Source organism: Pseudomonas sp. Ma2-10 (assembly GCF_054330215.1).
In genome coordinates, this window is the sequence record NZ_JBTEYL010000017.1 from 1 (window position 1) to 17924 (window position 17924).

General features: G+C 58.9%; 17 protein-coding genes. 2 read left to right on the forward strand and 15 right to left on the reverse strand.

Annotated elements, in window-relative coordinates:
* Positions 1 to 240: 240 nt before the first annotated feature.
* Together ACXPVS_RS18935 and ACXPVS_RS18940 are read right to left on the reverse strand one after the other, a co-directional pair.
* The gene (locus ACXPVS_RS18935) at positions 241 to 525 is read right to left on the reverse strand and encodes a helix-turn-helix domain-containing protein (protein WP_218536832.1); all 285 of its coding nucleotides are present in this window, start codon (positions 523 to 525) and stop codon (positions 241 to 243) included.
* Positions 515 to 832: a transcriptional regulator gene (locus ACXPVS_RS18940; RefSeq protein ID WP_458511297.1), complete on the reverse strand. Its 318-nt coding sequence runs from the start codon at positions 830 to 832 to the stop codon at positions 515 to 517. The genes ACXPVS_RS18935 and ACXPVS_RS18940 overlap by 11 nt, the downstream gene beginning before the upstream one ends.
* Positions 833 to 1251: 419 nt before the next feature.
* On the opposite strand from ACXPVS_RS18940, the gene ACXPVS_RS18945 reads away from it, so the two are divergent.
* Positions 1252 to 1545, forward strand: a complete 294-nt coding sequence (locus ACXPVS_RS18945; RefSeq protein ID WP_458511298.1) for a DUF3077 domain-containing protein — start codon at positions 1252 to 1254, stop codon at positions 1543 to 1545.
* Between the two features lie 54 nt (positions 1546 to 1599).
* Here the strand turns inward: ACXPVS_RS18945 and ACXPVS_RS18950 are convergent, their stop codons facing one another.
* The 9 genes from ACXPVS_RS18950 to ACXPVS_RS18990 form a co-directional block, all read right to left on the reverse strand.
* A complete protein-coding gene (locus ACXPVS_RS18950) occupies positions 1600 to 2277 on the reverse strand; it encodes an RES family NAD+ phosphorylase (protein WP_458511299.1) in 678 nt (225 codons plus the stop codon).
* Positions 2277 to 2687: an MbcA/ParS/Xre antitoxin family protein gene (locus ACXPVS_RS18955; protein WP_033058347.1), complete on the reverse strand. Its 411-nt coding sequence runs from the start codon at positions 2685 to 2687 to the stop codon at positions 2277 to 2279. Before ACXPVS_RS18955 ends, ACXPVS_RS18950 begins: the two co-directional genes overlap by 1 nt.
* Positions 2688 to 2774: 87 nt before the next feature.
* A complete protein-coding gene (locus ACXPVS_RS18960) occupies positions 2775 to 3554 on the reverse strand; it encodes a DeoR/GlpR family DNA-binding transcription regulator (protein WP_458511300.1) in 780 nt (259 codons plus the stop codon).
* A gap of 55 nt (positions 3555 to 3609) precedes the next feature.
* Positions 3610 to 4611 (reverse strand): 4-hydroxythreonine-4-phosphate dehydrogenase PdxA, encoded by a 1002-nt coding sequence (pdxA, locus tag ACXPVS_RS18965; RefSeq protein ID WP_458511301.1) that lies wholly within the window; start codon positions 4609 to 4611, stop codon positions 3610 to 3612.
* 5 nt (positions 4612 to 4616) lie between these two features.
* Positions 4617 to 5897: a four-carbon acid sugar kinase family protein gene (locus ACXPVS_RS18970; protein ID WP_458511302.1), complete on the reverse strand. Its 1281-nt coding sequence runs from the start codon at positions 5895 to 5897 to the stop codon at positions 4617 to 4619.
* Positions 5894 to 6907 (reverse strand): 2-keto-3-deoxygluconate permease, encoded by a 1014-nt coding sequence (locus tag ACXPVS_RS18975; RefSeq protein WP_458511303.1) that lies wholly within the window; start codon positions 6905 to 6907, stop codon positions 5894 to 5896. The genes ACXPVS_RS18970 and ACXPVS_RS18975 overlap by 4 nt, the downstream gene beginning before the upstream one ends.
* Before the next feature lie 264 nt (positions 6908 to 7171).
* Positions 7172 to 7486: a type II toxin-antitoxin system YafQ family toxin gene (locus tag ACXPVS_RS18980; protein ID WP_436274990.1), complete on the reverse strand. Its 315-nt coding sequence runs from the start codon at positions 7484 to 7486 to the stop codon at positions 7172 to 7174.
* Positions 7452 to 7742 carry a type II toxin-antitoxin system RelB/DinJ family antitoxin gene (locus tag ACXPVS_RS18985; protein ID WP_056745544.1) on the reverse strand — a complete coding sequence of 97 codons (291 nt, stop codon included), beginning with the start codon at positions 7740 to 7742 and terminating at the stop codon, positions 7452 to 7454. The genes ACXPVS_RS18980 and ACXPVS_RS18985 overlap by 35 nt, the downstream gene beginning before the upstream one ends.
* Positions 7743 to 8071: 329 nt before the next feature.
* The gene (locus tag ACXPVS_RS18990; protein ID WP_458511304.1) at positions 8072 to 9355 is read right to left on the reverse strand and encodes an OprD family porin; all 1284 of its coding nucleotides are present in this window, start codon (positions 9353 to 9355) and stop codon (positions 8072 to 8074) included.
* 393 nt (positions 9356 to 9748) lie between these two features.
* On the opposite strand from ACXPVS_RS18990, the gene ACXPVS_RS18995 reads away from it, so the two are divergent.
* Positions 9749 to 11839, forward strand: coding sequence for a TonB-dependent receptor (locus tag ACXPVS_RS18995; RefSeq protein WP_458511305.1), 2091 nt, complete (start codon positions 9749 to 9751; stop codon positions 11837 to 11839).
* A gap of 125 nt (positions 11840 to 11964) precedes the next feature.
* Here the strand turns inward: ACXPVS_RS18995 and ACXPVS_RS19000 are convergent, their stop codons facing one another.
* From ACXPVS_RS19000 to ACXPVS_RS19015, 4 genes are all read right to left on the reverse strand, one after another.
* Positions 11965 to 12177 (reverse strand): hypothetical protein, encoded by a 213-nt coding sequence (locus ACXPVS_RS19000; RefSeq protein WP_458511306.1) that lies wholly within the window; start codon positions 12175 to 12177, stop codon positions 11965 to 11967.
* Between the two features lie 243 nt (positions 12178 to 12420).
* Positions 12421 to 13527 (reverse strand): agmatine deiminase, encoded by a 1107-nt coding sequence (aguA, locus tag ACXPVS_RS19005; protein WP_458511307.1) that lies wholly within the window; start codon positions 13525 to 13527, stop codon positions 12421 to 12423.
* A 5-nt stretch (positions 13528 to 13532) separates the two neighbouring features.
* The gene (gene aguB, locus ACXPVS_RS19010; RefSeq protein ID WP_458511308.1) at positions 13533 to 14411 is read right to left on the reverse strand and encodes an N-carbamoylputrescine amidase; all 879 of its coding nucleotides are present in this window, start codon (positions 14409 to 14411) and stop codon (positions 13533 to 13535) included.
* 212 nt (positions 14412 to 14623) lie between these two features.
* Entirely contained in the window at positions 14624 to 17536 is a 2913-nt protein-coding gene (locus ACXPVS_RS19015; RefSeq protein WP_458511309.1) for an aminotransferase, read from the reverse strand.
* Between the last annotated feature and the right edge of the window lie 388 nt (positions 17537 to 17924).

The following is a 17924-nucleotide window of genomic DNA, read 5'->3' on the forward strand; positions in this document are numbered from 1 at the left end:
ATCAGCAAGAAGTGGACGATGCCGATCCGGGACTGGAAAGCAGCTTTGAATCGCTTCAGTATCCAATTCGAAGATCGCCTGTTAACGGTTTAATAGAAATCCCGTTTACACAAAATCTAGGACACCCTCGCATCGATCTACAACTGCGAGGGTCCGCACCGCTCTTTGAAATACAAAACGCTCGATGCGATGCACCGCGGCGTTGGGGCGAAACAGGTGTAAATCTATTTCAGGACTACACTAGACTGCTTGCAGATCACGCAACGCCTCAGGATGCTGACTCGCAACACGCAACAACGTTTGCGCCGCTCCCGTCGGTTGCCGACGCCCTTGTTCCCAATCCTGCAACGTTCGCAAACTGACTCCAATCAGCTTGGCAAACGCACTTTGAGAAACGCCCACCTTAGCTCGCGCTTCGGCAGCCGCTGAAAGCGGCACCTCTGTCACTCGAGCCGCTTTGCCGGCTTTCATTTGCCGCACAGAATCCAGCAAGTCCTGCTGGAATTGCTCCAGTTCATTGACCATCGCTGATTTCCTCCTTCAGTTGCTTGAGGAAGGCTGCGGGTAAATTGTCGAATTTCGCCTTGGTGTAGGCGATCAACAACCAGATAGAGCCTTCCGAAAGCGTGTTGTAGTAAATGACCCGTGTACCACCTCGTTTGCCCATCCCGCTACGGGACCAACGAACCTTGCGCAGACCGCCGCTACCAGGAACCACATCGCCGGCCAACGGGTTAGCCGCCAGCCAGGTAATGAATTCATGACGTTCGCCATCGCCCCAGATGGATTCAGCATAACGCTTGAAAATTTCGGTTTCGATAATCGTGAACATGGGCCTGACTATACGGCTTTGCCGTATAGATGGGCAATGCACGTTTGTCTGGTCGACGCTGATGATTGGGTACTCCGCGCAATCAAATGACCCTTAATTTGGCCACAGAGACCATTCCAGAGCCTTCAGCAATCGAACATCGGAATTATTGAAAATTATGGCTGGCCAATAATTATTGCCCAGCCATAAAAATCACTAAAACCCTTCAACCCACGCCACCACCTAGCCACGATTGCGCATCCTCCTACCTCCAGCTACTTTCAACCCGTCGCTGCCAATTCAGCGACCGGGCCTGAGAACTCGAATTCGATGCAGAAACCAACCGGAGTTCTCCTTATGCATGCCTGCAATCCATTCAAGATTTTCGCTACTGCTACACCGAGTCATGCCCACCACCGCCCAAGAACCGGAGGTGCCCAATGACCAACCCTCAAGACCTCAAAACCATCGGCCTCACCCCTTTCTCCTTCCACGGCAACCAACCACTGTTCCGCATCAACGCCGGTGTCCCGGTCAACCAGGCCCTCTCCCACGCCTCCGACCTGCTCCACATCGCCAAACTTCTCGCATCAGACTCCGCCATGGTTCGTGACACCGACCGGCATGCCTGGGCGTCGCATTTTTTGCAGGATATGAGTAAGGCGATCATCGATGACGTAGCGAAGGTGCTCGATGCACCGGGTAACAACCGAACCAGTAACGTCGCGCCATAAACAAATCGCAAACAAGAAAAGCCCCGAATCAATCGGGGCTTTTCAGTTTCCGGCTCACACCTCGCTGACTTCAAACACAAACGAAATCTTCCGACTGCTCGCACTCCACACATATCGAATGTGCTTGCCTTGCTTCGGAATAGACACGGCCGGCGGCCGAAACGCAGCGACACATTCATGCCCAGGCAGCCGAACGCTGTTGTAAAGCAGCCCCCACGACAAGGTTTCGCGCAGTTGCCGGGCAAACGCCTGTGCTGACCCGTAAGCGTCAGGATCCGGGTTGTGCAGTTCGGGGTAGTGTTGGCGGATGTCGTGCATCGGTTTGACGACTTTGTTGACGTAGGTGCGCAGGGTCAACTCGATGTCGGGCTCGTTGGTCGCGGCCAGGAAGCGTTCCTGGTGATAGCTCGTTTCGGCGATGGCGGCGGCCTGGCTGCTGGCGGCGTAGTAGACGCCGTAGGTGCCATCGGTGAAGCGGCTGGTTTTGCCGATGTGGGTGAACGCGGCCATGACCGGTGATGAGCCGGGGCCGGAGATTCGGTCTTCGGGTAGCACGCGGGAGAGCACGCCGGCTTCTTGCACTAACCGGTCGTTGGTCAGGGCTTCCAGGGCGTAGGCGGTTTGCAGGTCTTCGGGGTCGAGCACGTCTTCAAACAGGGTGATCGGGGGGAACGCGCTGTTGATCATCCGGTAGGCACGGTTCCACTCGGGGAGCACGACTTCCGGAGCCATCAGCCGCGGACGCCATCGAGGTAGCGACGCACGTCAGCGATGTCCACTACCCGGCCGGCCAGCATATAGCTCAACGCGGATTGACCATTGAACGGCGCAGCGGTGTTCGGACTGCTGACCCATTTGTAGGCGCGGTCGCGGTTGTTGCTGAAGATGATGCTCAGGGCTTTGTGGATGCCCATCAGATAGGAGATGCGCTCCAGCGTGTCGTGGGGCAGACGCACATTGGGCGGCAGGTGTTTGTATTTATAAAAGGTGGTGTTGCCGACCTTGCCCAGCAGCGTGCGCTGTTCTTCGGCGGTGCAGCCCCAACGCTCCATCAGGTTGAAGAAGAACTTGAGCGCCACGCGACCGGCTTCCGGGGTGTCGAGCTCTTGGGGAGCGGTGCGGACGGGGGATGAAGTGGCCATTGGAAAGACTCCTTCAGGCAAAGGGATGCGCCTTCAGAGTAGTACATATCCGAACATGTTTTAAATTTTTGTTCGTTTACGGATTTTCTAAGGCTTTTCGACGATCACGGTTTCCACAGTGATCTGCTTGATCGCATGAAACGGCGCCAGTGCCGCTTCATCGGCCGTAGCACCGGTAATCAACCGCCACTCCCGCTCAATCGGCGTCCAGTGCTGTTGCCGCGCACGACCGAGTTTGTCGGTGTCGGCGAGGACAACAATCTGCGCCGCCCGTTTGATGATGCATTCCTTCAGATACGCCTGCTGCGCGCTCGCTTCACACAAACCAAACTCGGCAACCACGCCGTCAGCACCGAGAAAGGCTTTGTCGACACTCAGCCGGCTCAACGTCAGCTCCGCCAACGGCCCCAACGTGCTCATGCTCGAACCGCGCAGATCGCCGCCGATCAAGGTCAGCCGCACGCCCGGCGCATTGACCAGGGTCATTACGGCCAGCAAGTTGTTGGTGACCACATGCACGTCTTGCCGCGAACACAAATGATGGGCCAGTGCGGCGCAGGTGGTGCCGCCGTCGAGCAAGACGGTATCGCCGTCCTGAACATGAGCCGCGGCCGCTTGGGCGATGGCGTCTTTCTGCTCCCACTGGCTGGTCTTGCGCTCTTCCAGCGAAGCTTCCGGCTCATGCACGCCAACCACCGAGGTCGCGCCGCCATAAGTGCGCACCAGGTGCCGCTGTTTGGCGAGCATGGTCAGGTCGCGCCGCACCGTCGCTTCCGAAACCCCGAGCGCCGCGCTCAATTGCTCGACGTTGGCGTCGCCAATACGCACGAGATCGAGGATTGCGCGGTGGCGTTCGGATGCTTTCATGGCGGGTCTCGTTGTGTGGACGGTGGTCGATCTTACACGACAGCGTCCCTGCGACTCATCCCCGTCGCGTGGCAAGCTCCGCACCCTGGCGCAGTGCTTCGAGCAGGCTGCGTTCATCGGCAATGCCCTTGCCGGCGATATCGAAGGCAGTGCCGTGGTCGACCGAAGTACGGATCACGTCCAGGCCGACGGTCACGTTCACGCCTGCTTCAAGTCCCAGCACTTTGACCGGGCCGTGGCCTTGGTCGTGATACATCGCCACCACCAGATCGAAGTCGCCGCGTCCGGCGCGGAAGAACAGCGTGTCGGCGGGCAGCGGGCCCGTCACGTCGAGGCCGCGTTCCTGCAACAGCTTCACCGCCGGGATGATTTTTTCTTCCTCTTCGCCATAGCCGAACAAACCGTTTTCGCCGGCATGCGGATTGATCCCGCACACGCCAATACGCGGTTTGGCGATACCGGCCTTGATCAACGTCGCGTTACCGCGCTCGATCGTGCGCTGGACCAGGCCCGGCTCGATCTTGCGGATCGCATCGATGATACCGATGTGGGTCGTGACGTGAATCACCCGCAACTGCGGCGCCACCAGCATCATCGACACTTCGTCGACGTTGGTCAGGTGCGCGAGCATTTCGGTATGGCCCGGGTACTTGTGGCCGCCGGCGTGCAACGCTTCCTTGTTCAGCGGCGCGGTGCAGATCGCGTCGATCTGATCGGCCTCGGCGAGTTGCACGGCACGGGCGATGTATTGATAAGCCGCGTCACCGGCGATGGGCGACAACTCACCGAACGGCAGGTCGTCGGGAATCAGATTGAGGTCGATGCAGTCGATGGTGCCGGCCTCGTACAACGCCTGGGAGGCGTCCTCGATGCGGCGCACTTTGGCACTGCCGCCGACGATGACATTGGCCTGCTCAAGACGACGGGCATCGCCAATCACCAGCGGCCGACATTGTTGATAGACGATGTCGTGAGTCAGGCTCTTGACGATGATTTCCGGACCGACGCCCGTGGCGTCGCCCATGGTGATGCCGATGATCGGGAGGTAGTTGCTCATAGTGTTCATTCGAGTCCTTGGATTCGTGTGCGTTTGGGCGGGGAGCGATCGGCGCTATCGCTCAGGTGTTGCCATGCCGCGTACAACGCGTGATCGCTGCCGAACGCGCCCGCCTTGGTAACAATTGCGGGACGACGCCCCTGCCGGGAAACGGTCGGTCGTGCGAAGGCGACGCCGGCTTCGATTTCCGTCAGCAGTTGCAGGCTGTCGATCCCGACGGTGGTCAATATGGCCCGCGCCGTCTCGCCGCCCGTGGCGATCAGGCCACCGACCTTGGCGAAGTGCGGTTCTACCAGCACGGCCAGCATGGTTGAGAGTTGCGCGCCCTCCTGGGGATCGAACGCCTCATCGCGGCCGATGCGCAGCAGCAGGTCGCTCCAGCCTTCCAGTTGCTCGCCGATGCGCGCCTGCCAGATCGCCCAATCGCCATGGGTTGTGCCTTGGCGAAGGACTTCAGGCGGGACGACCAATTCGCTGACGCCGCCACGCTCCTTGAGCAGTGCGCATTGCCGCTCGCAGACGCCGGAGAGGCTGCCGACGAGTATCAGAATCGGCGCCTGACTTTTTTCGACGGCATCGGGTTCGATGGCTGCGAAGCGCGTTTCGCAGAAATCGGGAAGGCTGGCTATTTCCCGAGCAAGGCCACCCGAACCGATCCAGAACAGTGGCTGGTCGATCGACGCGGTCAGGCGAGCGAGGGTGAGCAAGTCATCTTCGGTTTGCGCATCGACGATCAGCGCCTGCGTGCCGCTGCGGGCGACTTCGGCAATGTGCCGGGTGAGCGCGTCTTCGTTGCCGCGCAAGGTGTCGAGGTCGAGCTTCGCAGTGGTCAGGCCTGCGGTGACAAGCATCGCCTCAACATCGGCCGGGCGGTCGGCGTTTTCCAGTTTCCAGGTATCGGTGGTTTCCAGCGGCTGGCCGTTCACGAACACCCGACCGCCGCGCAACGTACGGCCTGTAGCGGGAAACGCCGGGGCCACAATGGCCAGCCCCGCCAACGGTTGCAGGGCGGCGACTTCAGCCGCCCAGTTGCCGCGCAGAGTCGAATCGATTTTCTTGTACAGCCGCTGCCCAGGCTGATGCAGTGCCTTGAACGCGGCGACGGTACGCTCGGCGGCCCGCGCCGGCGAGAGGCGCCGGGTGTCTGTGTCGGCGGCAATCACCTGAGCGTCAGCCTTGTCATTCAAAGGGTCGAGCGTGACGACCGTTTGCAGCCCCGCGCTTGCAAAGCCGATGGCGCAATCCGCCGCGCCCGACAGATCGTCTGCGATGATCAACATCCTCATCGCAAGGCCTCCTGCTTTTGAGGTTCGAGCTCCTGTTCGGGAATGATGACGGGGTTACGTTGCTGCACACGCTTGGCGACGGCGGCGGTGAGCAGCGGCGCGAGGATCGCGGTGACCACGACGCAGGCGGCCACCAGGATTGTCGCGCTCTTGGCCGCTTCCGCGTACACCGGATTGGCCGCCGCGATTAACGCAGGGACGGCGGCGGCATTCCCGGCGGTAGTGGCCGCGGCGACACCTGCGACGCCAGTGCCGCCGGTCAAACGGTCAGCGAAGAACAGCGGGATGCCGGTCAGCACGACAACCGCAACACCCATGCCGAGACCCAGCAAACCGGCCTGCCAGACGTTATGCAAGTCCAGGCTGGCACCGAGCGCCAGAGCGAAGAACGGGATCATGACGGGAACTGCTTTGGCCAGAAAATCGCGCATGTCTCGGTCGAGATTGCCCAACAGCATGCCGAGCGCCAGTGGCAGGATGCTGCCCACCAGCGTCGGCCAGGGGAATGCCGACAGGCCAGCGATACCCAAAGTGACCATCGTCAGAAAAGGACCGGACTCCAGCGACATGACCGAGTAGGCGCCGACGTCTTCGGAGCGACCGTACTGCCCCATCAGCGCCATATATAAGCCGCCGTTGGTGTCGTTCATCGCAGCGACCACCGCCAGCGTGGAAATGCCGGCGAAGAGTCCCGAGGAAATCGGCTGCTCGCCCAGGAAGTGCCCGAGCACTATACCAATGAGGACGGCGATGCCGACTTTCGTCGCGAGCAGCGTCCCGCCCTTTTTAAGGAGATAAGGTGTGGCTTTGATATTGATACTTGCGCCCATGCAGACGTAGAACACCGCGAGGATCGGTAGCGCCCCGGTGAACAGTGCATTGGTGAATGAGCCGAAAAACTTTGGCGTGTCGGGCAGGAACGTTGCCACCAGCGAGCCAATCAGCAGGGGCACGATCATCATGCCGCCCGGTATGCGCTCAATGGTGCGTTTGATAGGAAATTGGGCCACGAGGGTCTCCTTTTATAATTGTTGGGTAAGACGTGCATCACCTCGAAACTGACTGAACCGATCATTTACTGATTGTTTAAGTCAAATTAATCTTAGGCCTTCGGTTTAGTTTGCGCAAAACAATCATTAAGATGATTGTTTCGATCATTCGTGATGGAAAATCTAGGCTGTGACGGGCAGCTCGAATCGCCAGGTGACGCAAGCCAGAGCACTGCGGCGCCCACAAAAAAGCCCCGAACCAGTCGGGGCTTGTGTTGAGAGGCGCTACTTGAACAGTTCGGAATGACTTCCGAGATCAACAAATGTGATCAGATCGGAGCGCGTGTGCTCATAAATCATCAAGAAATCACCGCCTATATGGCACTCTCGAAACCCAGCCCAATCCCCCGTCAACGCATGATCAAGGTACTCGGCTGGCAATGGCTCTCCCAGAAATAGCGTGACCATCACCTGACGGACTTCATTCATGTCACGGCGGCCGGCCCGCTTGTAACGTTCCCACGACTTCTTGAATTCCGATGTTTGCGCACACTGTTTGGGCAGCTCAGCGCGTTTTTGCTTTTTCTCCGGTTTCGCCATCAGCGTCCCTCAGCATGTCGTCTATCGAGTCGAACCGCTGGCGAATATCTCGTGCTTCCATCATGGCGCGGGCCGTCTTCTCCGAGGGGACGCGTACCTCAAACGGGAGGCCCTGAGTGGCTACAACCTGACGAAGAAAAAGACGCATGGCATCACTGATGCTCAGGCCGCAAGCGCTCAAGACTTCAGTAGCCCGAGCCTTCAAATCCTCATCAATGCGGCAACGCACGTCTGTGGTTTTCAGCAATGCACCCATGGTAATAACCTCATCGTTAATTTGTAGCTACATTGGCGCTACCTCGAGCATTGTGGTTGAGCGGGATCTTTTCAGTCAACTTCAGCGTGATGGACGGCTCCAAAGCTTGAGAAGCGTGACCATCAGCTGGATGTCTCGCCCAATATTTCAACCGTTTGAGCTCGCGATGAATATCAGCCTGATCCCTTTCCTACTCGAGAAGCGTCCTGGTTCAACGCAGGAAATAGCTGAGAGTGTTGAGCTCTAAATCGCGCCCACAAAAAAGCCCCGAACCAGTCGGGGCTTTCCTTTCTCAGCCTTGCATCAAGCCTCGATAGCGCAACCCATCATCAGAAAAGGCTGATCGGGTAATCCACGAACACACGCACTTCATTACCGCTGGAGTTGTACTCACTCGATTTCCGCGAGACACGCAGGATCGAGCTGCGCAGTTTCACGCTCAGGTCTTTGGCCGGGCCGCTTTGCACGACGTACTTGAACTGGTTGAAGATTTCGCGCTCGGTACCGCCTTCGCTGGTGGAGGTGGTGATGTTGTCGCCGCGCACGTAGGCGAAGTTGTAGCTCAGGCCTGGAACACCGAAGGTGCTGAAGTCGAGGCCGTAGCCCAGTTGCCAGCTGCGTTCGTCTTCGGCGTTGAAGTCGGACCAGTAGGAGTTCGCCAGGTAGATGGTGGTGCCGCCGTCGCCGACGCGACCTTGGTCCTTCTGGTAGCCGCCGTAGGCATAGCCCAGGTTGCTGTCGCCGGTGCTGCGCTGGTGGGCGAGCGTGAACGAGTGCGCGCCGGTGGCGAATGTGGCGGCCAGGCTCCAGATTTTGTTGTCGTCGCCGGTGGCACCGCTTTCGCGAACGTAGGAATCGTCCAGCTTGGTGCGGTAGCCGTTGAAGTCCAGGGTCAGGGACTGATCCTTGTCGACCGGGAACACGTAGTTGGCGTTCACGTACTGCTTTTTCAGCACGTCTTCGACGTCGGAGGCGTACACCGCAGCCTTGAACTGTTCGGTGAACTGGTAGCTACCGCCCAACACGTTGATCGACTTCAGGCCACCGCTGTCACGGCCGTCAGCGCTTTTGCGCGATTGGGCGGTGAAGCGACCGGCGTTCAGCTCCAGGCCGTTGATCTCCTTGGAGGTGATCAAGGTGCCGGTGTAGCTTTCAGGCAGCAGTCGGGAGTTGTCGTAGTTCAGCACCGGCAAGATCGGCATCTGGTCGCCGTAGGTCAGGACGGTGCTGGATACGCGAAATTTTACCGCGCCACCGGCTTTGGCCAGGTCGCCGGCCGGGTTACCGCTGTCGCCTTCCTTGAAGAAGTCGATACCTTGGCCGCCGCTGTGGCTACCACGGTCCAGACGCAAACCGTACAGACCGAAGGCATCAACGCCCACGCCGACGGTTCCTTGAGTGAAACCCGAAGTGTAGGTGCCGATGGCAGCCTGACCCCATTCACGCTGGTCATCGTTACCGTGTTTTTTGTCACGATTGATGTAGGCATTACGCAGCAGCACGTTGAGGCTGCTGTCTTCAACAAAACCCTTGGATTGGGCCTGGTCGTTAGCCATGACCTGTGTAGCACTCAACATCCCCAGAGCGATCAGGCTGATTCGCGTGTTCAACATGTTGTTCTTTTCCTTATGACTGGTTGATACGCGCTGTGTCGAACGGCTGAAACGGCGCTTTTGCACTCTTTTTTCACCCCAAACAAAAAGGCCCGCGCACGAAGAAATCGTGGCGGGCCTTTTGGTTTTTTTATGAGTCATGGCGGTTAGCCACAGGCGTGGCGCGAATCCTAGCCGCGCCTTTAACCATGTGTCAATTTCATGAATCGTCTGTAAATAGGCGAAAACGTCTAAGAAACGGCGCAGGTCATCATGCCGCCGCCCGGCTGTTGCCAACTCGACACAATTCGAAATAATCAAACCGCTGAACTTTCAATAATAATTAACATAAGTAAATAGCAAGCATTACCATTCGCAACCTCGAATTTCTCCACCCTTTCGGATGCGCTTCAGATGCCTGCCCCCTTTCGCCTCACGCCCGTCACCCTTGGGCTTTCTGCATTTCTCTCTGCCGGTTTTACCTGCGCCGCCACCACTGTTTTACCCCTGACGTCGATCAGCGCCGAAGCTGAAGCTGATGACCCGCGCGTGAAAGAAACCAGCACCGCGACCCGCACCGCCACGCCGGTGCGCTACGTTCCACAAGCCATCGACTCGATCAAAACCGCGAACGTCGTGGATTACGGCACCAACGATCTGGGCACTGCGCTGAGCGGCGTCCCCAACGTCAGCAGCGGTGCCGACACTCGCTTCGACAGCCTGCGCATCCGCGGTTTCGACGCCAGCAATGACTTCTACCTCGACGGCATCCGCGACGACAGCCAATACGTGCGCGATTTGCACAACATCGAACGCCTTGAAGTCCTCAAAGGCCCGGCGGCGGTGTTGTACGGTCGTGGCAGTCAGGGCGGGATCGTCAATCGGGTCAGCAAACTGCCGGAGTTCGGTCGCCGCTCGACCCTCGAGGCCCAGGGCGGTAGCGATGATTTGCGCAGCCTATACGCCGACCTCAGCACCGACCCGAGCGAGAACATCAGCCTGCGCCTGAATATGGGCAATATGGATCAAAACAGCTTCCGCGACGGCGTAAGCGGCAATCGGCAACTGTTCGCTCCGTCGATGAGCTGGCAACTGACGCCGGACCTGAACTGGCTGGTGCAGTACGAATACAGCCGCTACAACCGTACGCCGGATCGCGGTATCCCCGGTGTAAACGGACGCCCGGCGGACGTAGGACGGGATACGACCTACGGCAGCGAGCACGATTTCATCGACGACAAGTCGCAATCCCTGCGCTCGAAGCTCAGTTATGAACTCAGCGACAACTGGCAGCTGCGCCACACCCTGGGCGTGTTCAAGCTCAACAGCGATTTCGACAACACCTACCTCTCGGGTTATACCCCGGCGACCAACAAGGTCACGCGCCAGCACTGGCAACAGGACCTGACCACCCGCAACGTCTACAACAACGTCGAGCTGGAAGGCGGTTTCGACACATTCGGCCTTGAGCATCGCTTGCTGACCGGCATCGAAATCGGCAGCCAGCGGCGCGATCCTACGTTGTACAACGCGGCCACCGGGCGCGGGACTCAGCCGGTGCCTGCACTGGACCTGTACAACCCCGACCGCAATTTGCGCCATACCGGGCGGATGCAGGTTTCCAGCAGCACTCACACCGAAGTCGAAAGCCGTGCGGTGTACGTGCAGGATCAACTGCGTCTGAACGATCAATGGCAACTGCTGGGTGGTTTGCGTTACGACACCTTCGACATCGAGTCGACCAACAAGCTGCGGAGCATTTCCGAAGACCGCGACAGCCATAGCACCAGCCCACGTGTAGGACTGGTATGGACGCCGCTGCAGAATCATTCCTTCTATGCGTCCTGGACCAAGACTTTTTCCCCGGTCGGCGGTGGTTTGATCAGCATCACCCCTGGCGCCGCCGGCAACAACAACGACCTGAGTCCCGAACTGACCAAGCAAAAGGAAATCGGCGTGAAGAGCGACTGGCTCGATGACCGCCTGAGCACCACGTTGGCGATTTACGAACTGGAACTCTACAACCGCCGTACCAGCGATCCGAACGATCCGACCATCACCTTGATGAGCGGCCTGCAACGTTCCCGCGGGATCGAGTTGACTGGCACCGGCAAAATCGCGGGTAACTGGTACGTGCGCGGTGGCGTGGGTGTGCAGGACGCGACGGTCGAGAAGGACAACAACGGCTTTGAAGGCAAACGCATCAGCAACGTGGCCAAGCATAACGCCAGCCTGTTCCTGACCTGGAAACCGGAAATGGGCTGGTACGCTGAAACCGGTCTGACCCTGGTGGGCCAGCGTTATGCCGACAGCCTCAACACCACCGTGCTGCCGGGTTATGGCCGCTGGGATGCATTGGCCGGGTTCAGGCAGAAGGATTGGGATTTGCGCGCGGCGCTGAACAACATCAGCGACAAGGCCTATTACTCGTCAGCCACCAGCGCGGCGCAGATTCAGCCGGGTGAACCGCGCAGCCTGGTCGTGACCGGGACCTACAGCTTCTAAACACCGGCCACCGACTGATCGTTCCCATACAGCGTGGGAACGATCATCAAAGGGCACACAATTTTCGCCCATAAAAAAGCGCTGCCATCCCGGCAGCGCTTTTACCAATCCGTTGTTTTTTCTTCTTATCCTTCCATCACATCCCACAACGCTTCCAGCTCCGCTTCGCTGAATAAACCAGCGGGGTAGCGTTCGATCATCATCCGGCGCGGATCAGGTTCTCTGATCTGACGCGTTCCATTGGACTTCAACCAGTTCGCCAGAACTTTGAGCGATTCGTTGTTTACTGCCAGGGGATGCAACGCCCGCTCGCTCACTACATTCATTTCGGCGTTCATTTCGCGCTCTCTCCTGGTTTGTGAGCGGCTAACTTATCCAAGGTTTATGACAGAACATCGCAGTTCTCCCCTCCCTGTTTTGCACCATGAGAGATACAAGAGCTGTGCCAAGGTTTCGTAACTGCCGACAAGTGGATACAAAAAAGCCCACGGTCCTGATGGACTGCGGGCTTTCTACAAGGCAGCAAGGGAAAACGGTTGCCTGGCCGATTCTGTAATCAACTCAAGCTGTTACAACCTCACTCACTCCTTGTGCGGTGCTGGCTGTTGTTGGGTAAGGCAGTGGATGTTACCGCCTCCCAGTAACAGTTCGCGGCCGGGCACCATCACCACTTCGTGCTGCGGGAACAGTGCCTGCAATATCTCTTTTGCCGGGCCATCCAACGGATCGTCAAAGCTCGGCGCGATGATGCCGCCGTTAACGATCAGAAAGTTCACGTAGGAACCGGCCAGACGCACGGTCGGATTACGTTCCTGAGTCCCGTCCACCGGATCAACACCCGCGCACTCTTCGTCGGTCGCATACAGCGGCCCCGGGATCGGCATCTTGTGCACCGTGAATGGGCGACCCTTGGCGTCGGTGCTGCTTTCCAGCACGTTCATTGCCGCCTGACAGCGCGGGTAGTTCGGGTCCTGCGGGTCATCGGTCCAGGCCAACAACACTTCACCCGGACGCACGTAGCAGCAGAAGTTATCCACATGACCGTCGGTTTCGTCGTTGAACAAACCGTCCGGCAGCCAGATGATTTTATCCACAGCCAGATTCGCGCTGAGCACCGCTTCGATCTCTGCACGGTTCATGTGCGGATTACGATTGCGGTTAAGCAGGCATTCTTCGGTGGTGATCAACGTGCCTTCGCCATCGACGTGGATCGAACCGCCCTCAAGCACAAAGCCCTCGGTGCGGTAGCGCTGGCTGCGCTCGATCTCGAGGATCTTGCCGCCGACCTGCGCGTCGCGATTCCACGGCGAATACAGGCCACCGTCGAAACCGCCCCACGCGTTGAAGTCCCAGTTCACACCACGGACTTCGCCACCGTTATTGATGACAAACGTCGGACCAGTGTCGCGAACCCAGGCGTCATCGCTGGACATTTCCACCACACGAATATTCGGCACGTCCAGACGGGCACGGGCGTTTTCGTATTGGCCGGCGGACACCGCCACGGTTACCGGTTCGAAGCGCGCAATGGCTTTGGCTACCGCGACGTGCGCGGCTTGCGCCGGTTTGCCGCCCAGACGCCAGTTGTCCGGGCGCTCGGGCCAGATCATCCAGGTCTGGGTTTGCGGCGCCCATTCGGCGGGCATGTAAAAGCCGTCGGCACGAGGCGTGCTGTGCAAAGTGGTCATGGCGATCAGGACTCCAGGGAACCGTCGAGGGTTTTCAGTGTGCCATACAGGTTCGGGCGACGATCACGGAACGAGCCCCAGGCGCTGCGGATGTGTTCCAGTTCGTCCAGGTCGAAGCTCTGAACCCGTACACCTTCTTCGGTTTCGTTGAGTTCTTGAACCTTCTCGCCGAACTGGTTGGCGATGAACGACGAGCCGTAGAACGTAATGTCGTAGCCGTCCTGCTCTTCGTTGCCGATGCGATTGCTGGCGATCAGCGGCATCAGGTTGGCGCCGGCGTGGCCTTGTTGCACGCGCTGCCAGTGATCGCGGGACGAAATGGTCTTATCGTGTGGCTCGCTGCCGATCGCGGTTGGGTAGAACAGAATTTCCGCGCCCAGCAACGCCATGCTGCGGGCGCATTCCGGGAACCACTGGTCCCAACAGATACCCACGCCGATTTTCGCGTAACGGGTGTTCCAGACTTTGAAGCCGGTATCGCCCGGGTTGAAGTAGTACTTTTCGTGGTAGCCAGGGCCGTCCGGGATATGGCTTTTACGGTAAATCCCGAGGTTGCTGCCGTCGGCATCAATAATCGCGATGCTGTTGAAACGCGCGCGGCCCGCCAGTTCGTAGAAGCTGATCGGCAAAACGACTTGCAGTTCTTTGGCCACTTTCTGGAAGTGCTTGATGGCGACGTTATCTTCAACGGTCGTGGCCAGTTGCAGGTAATCCGGGTTCGGCTTCTGGCAGAAGTAGGGAGCCTCGAACAATTCCTGAATCAGGATGATCTGCGCGCCTTTGGCCGCAGCCTCACGGACCAGTTTCTCAGCGGTCTCGATGTTGGCTTCAAGGTCCCAGGAACAGGCCATCTGAGTGGCGGCGACGGTAACGATACGGCTCATGAATCATCTCCGGGGCAATTGCTTGAGGGTCGAGCGTGGCATCGACCAATGACAGAAAATGGGAAGCACCGGGCGTGGTGAGTCCACGCCGGGGCAACGGTGACTTTATAGCCGATAAAAATCGGCTTTAAAAGCTTTAAGCCGTCACCCTGTCGGAATTTATTCAGTTTAACCAGATAAAAATCTGACTCTGCCGTTATCCCTGTGGGTGGTTACAGACCTTCTGCGAGCACCTTCGACAGCATGTCGACAAAGAAATCCACGCTCTGACGCGAGGTCACCATCGGCGGTTTGATCTTGAGGATGTTCAGGTAATCACCCGTCGGCTGCATGAAGATCCCCAGTTCGCGCAATCGATCACACAGCGCCGTGGTTTCTTCGGTTGCCGGTTCCAGGGTTTCGCGATTGCGGATCAACTCGACGCCTAGGTAGAAGCCGGAACCATGCACCGCGCCCACCAACGGATAAACATCGATCAGCGCTTCAAGCCGTGCCTTGAAATACCCGCCCACGACCTGAGCGTTTTCCCAGAGCTTTTCTTCCGCCATCACATCCAGCACTGCCATGCCGATCTGGCAGCTGACCGGGCTGCCGCCGGCCGACGAGAAGAAATACCCCTCGGCCTCCAGCGCTTCGGCGATTTCCCGACGGGTGATCACCGCACCCAACGGCTGGCCGTTGCCCATGCCTTTGGCCATGGTGATGATGTCAGGCACCACGCCCTGCTCTTCGAAACCCCAGAAAAAGTTGCCCATGCGGCCATAACCGACCTGCACTTCGTCAGCAATACACACACCGCCCTGAGCACGAACCAGTGCATAAACCTGCTTCAAGTACCCAGGCGGCAATGAGATACCGCCGGCATTGCCGTACACCGGTTCGCAGATGAAACCGGCCAACTGACGTTTCTGCTCGGCAATTTTCGCCAGGTTGTGCTCGACGCTGCGCACGTAGTCCGGCGCGCTATTGGGTCCACGGAACTCGCCGCGATAGGTATTCGGCGCGGTGACCGGGTGCACCCAGTCCGGGCGGCTGCTCAAGGCCTTCGGGTTATCGGCAATCGAAGTCGAGACCGCATCGGCGGCCACCGACCAGCCGTGATACGCCTCAAGCACACTGAGCATGTCGCGACCGCCGCTGTAAGCCCACGCCAAACGGATCGCGAGGTCGTTGGCCTCGGTGCCGCTGTTGACCAGGAACACTCGATCCATGGCGTCCGGCGACAGTTTCAGCAAACGTTCGGAGAACTCGGCAATCGCCGCGTAGTTAAAACGCGAGTTGGTGTTGAGCAGCGACCACTGACGACTGGCGACAGCGGCCATGCGCGGATGACCGTGGCCAAGCACCGCGACGTTGTTGAGCATGTCGAGGTAGGAACGACCTTGCATGTCGATCAGGTGATTACGCCAGCCGCGTTCGATGCGCGGCGGGTCGAGGTAATAATGTTTTTGGGAACGGGCGAAACTCGCATCGCGTCGGGCACGCAATGTCTGCGGATCGAGTTCTTCTTCAGCGTCACAGGCCAGTCCCAGCAGCACCGCCGGTGACGGGCACAACGCTTGCCAGGCAGCCGCGCGGGACGGCGTGCAAAACAAGGGTGCGTTGAACGAAGCGCCTCGGCACAACTGCACCACCAACGGCCCGCTGACCGAACCCAGCACCTGGCCTTTGACCAGCGCCGCCCCCGTGTGCAGCGACGGCGTCACGCCCCACAGGCGCACGCTCAGTTGCGGACCGTCCAGTTGCAGCACACCCGCCGCTGGCTGATGCACCATCCCGGCAAACGGTGACTCGACCGCCGTGCCGTGGGGCACTCGCAATTCAACGTGCAATGGGCACGTGTCCGGCTCAGCGGCGCTGTCCGGCCGAGTACGGGACAAGCGATATTGCCCATAACGACTGGCCGCCAGACCATGAGCCGCGCCAGCTTCGGTCAGCAGCCGCTGATCCATACCCTCCTGCTCCCAGTTGCCGGCCTCGAAATGCGGACTGAGCACGCCCAAATCGATCAACGCAAACTCACGCCCCACCAGGCTCGGCAGCAGCGGCGCGAAGCCTTCGCTACCGATGCTCGGCAGGTTCTGGCCGACCGAGGTCAGGATCGCCGCTTCCATCAACGCCAACGGCACTGATGTCGCGACGCGGAAAATCTCCCACTCGTGGGTGAGGTTGTCGCGGCTGTATTCGTTGCCCGGATCAATGTTGACCTGCTGCTCGCCGCTGAGCACCAACACCGCCGCACGGGCGACGATCAGTGGCCAGAGTGCCAGTAGCTCTTCATGCATGAGCGGATTGACAGCGTGATAGGCCTGAACCGCCGGCAAAATGTAGAACGGATCGCCATCAGCGTGGTGCAGTAGCGCCGCGCAGGTCACCGACAGATCAGTGATGCGCCAGGTACGAACCAGGTCGCCGAAATCGATCACACCCTGCAAATGCCACTGGCGTTGCGAATCTCGCCGCCACACCACGTTGTCGTCAGTGATATCCATGTGAATGGCCTGCACCGGCAACTTATCCACAAGCGGCTGCAAATGACGCTCGGCCTGTTCCGCTGCATCGGCCATCCGCCGGCGTTGCTGTTCATCGTGGATGACCGGCAGCAAATGCGCGATCAGCGCGTTGGCGTGACGGGCGTCCCATTGAAGGGTGCGCTCAAGGCCCGGATGGTCAAAACCGGCCAGCGCCAGGTCCATTTCACCGCAAAGTCGACCAAAACCGGCCACCACCGAACCAGGCAGATGGTCCAGGTGTGTGAGCGACTGGCCTTCGATGTAATCGAGCAGGCGCACATGCACCGGTTGGCCGCCGACTTCCAGGGAGAGAAGGTCTGCACCGTTTTTGGCGGGAATCACTCGGGGCACATGCACATCGGGGTGTTCACCCAAATGCCTTAGCCCAGCGTGCTGGGCCTGCAGCTCCAGCGCCGAGTAGTCGCCACGACAGATTTTCAGGACAAAACGCCCCTGTTCGCTGTCGACCCGATAGTTAAGATCCTGCTGGCTGCCGAGGGCCTGCAACTTTCCACTCAGCCCGTAATGTCCCTTCAACAGCTCAAGCGCTTGCTCCGCAGACACTTGCGGGCTGGGCAAACTGGCGCGATGAATCAACGTGGCGAGTGGCATACAACGACCCCTGAAATTTTATTAGGCGCTTATATCGCCACTGCTTTGGACGATACGCAACCCCCCTTCAAGCCAGCGACCTCTCTATTGCCCGCAACATCCCGCCTCGACTGAAAGCGCTTGCAGCCTGGATGATAAAATTTTGTTCACGTATATGAAGACGGACAGTACCTATAGTCCAAGCACTGGTACTTCGGCGAGGTGAATGTAGCGAACGATGGCTGAGATCAAGACCGTCGGAGATACAAAACCTTCAGCGCCTTGCGAGTCGCAAAACCTCAGACTTTCAGGCCTGCACGTGCAGAATTTTATGGCCTGATCCACGGTTCACTCGCGCCCGCCGCCACTTTGCGCAAGAATGTCGCCCATCAATGCCTATTGCTGGAGA

Coding starts and splice junctions, on each gene's coding strand:
- ACXPVS_RS19015 (WP_458511309.1), bottom strand. CDS start 17,536: ATGCCACTCGCCACGTTGATTCATCGCGCCAGTTTGCCCAGCCCGCAA.
- ACXPVS_RS18935 (WP_218536832.1), bottom strand. CDS start 525: ATGGTCAATGAACTGGAGCAATTCCAGCAGGACTTGCTGGATTCTGTG.
- ACXPVS_RS18960 (WP_458511300.1), bottom strand. CDS start 3,554: ATGAAAGCATCCGAACGCCACCGCGCAATCCTCGATCTCGTGCGTATT.
- ACXPVS_RS18940 (WP_458511297.1), bottom strand. CDS start 832: ATGTTCACGATTATCGAAACCGAAATTTTCAAGCGTTATGCTGAATCC.
- ACXPVS_RS18995 (WP_458511305.1), top strand. CDS start 9,749: ATGCCTGCCCCCTTTCGCCTCACGCCCGTCACCCTTGGGCTTTCTGCA.
- ACXPVS_RS18970 (WP_458511302.1), bottom strand. CDS start 5,897: ATGAGGATGTTGATCATCGCAGACGATCTGTCGGGCGCGGCGGATTGC.
- ACXPVS_RS18990 (WP_458511304.1), bottom strand. CDS start 9,355: ATGTTGAACACGCGAATCAGCCTGATCGCTCTGGGGATGTTGAGTGCT.
- aguB (WP_458511308.1), bottom strand. CDS start 14,411: ATGAGCCGTATCGTTACCGTCGCCGCCACTCAGATGGCCTGTTCCTGG.
- pdxA (WP_458511301.1), bottom strand. CDS start 4,611: ATGAGCAACTACCTCCCGATCATCGGCATCACCATGGGCGACGCCACG.
- ACXPVS_RS18985 (WP_056745544.1), bottom strand. CDS start 7,742: ATGGGTGCATTGCTGAAAACCACAGACGTGCGTTGCCGCATTGATGAG.
- ACXPVS_RS18950 (WP_458511299.1), bottom strand. CDS start 2,277: ATGGCTCCGGAAGTCGTGCTCCCCGAGTGGAACCGTGCCTACCGGATG.
- ACXPVS_RS18945 (WP_458511298.1), top strand. CDS start 1,252: ATGACCAACCCTCAAGACCTCAAAACCATCGGCCTCACCCCTTTCTCC.
- ACXPVS_RS18955 (WP_033058347.1), bottom strand. CDS start 2,687: ATGGCCACTTCATCCCCCGTCCGCACCGCTCCCCAAGAGCTCGACACC.
- ACXPVS_RS18980 (WP_436274990.1), bottom strand. CDS start 7,486: ATGGCGAAACCGGAGAAAAAGCAAAAACGCGCTGAGCTGCCCAAACAG.
- ACXPVS_RS19000 (WP_458511306.1), bottom strand. CDS start 12,177: ATGAACGCCGAAATGAATGTAGTGAGCGAGCGGGCGTTGCATCCCCTG.
- aguA (WP_458511307.1), bottom strand. CDS start 13,527: ATGACCACTTTGCACAGCACGCCTCGTGCCGACGGCTTTTACATGCCC.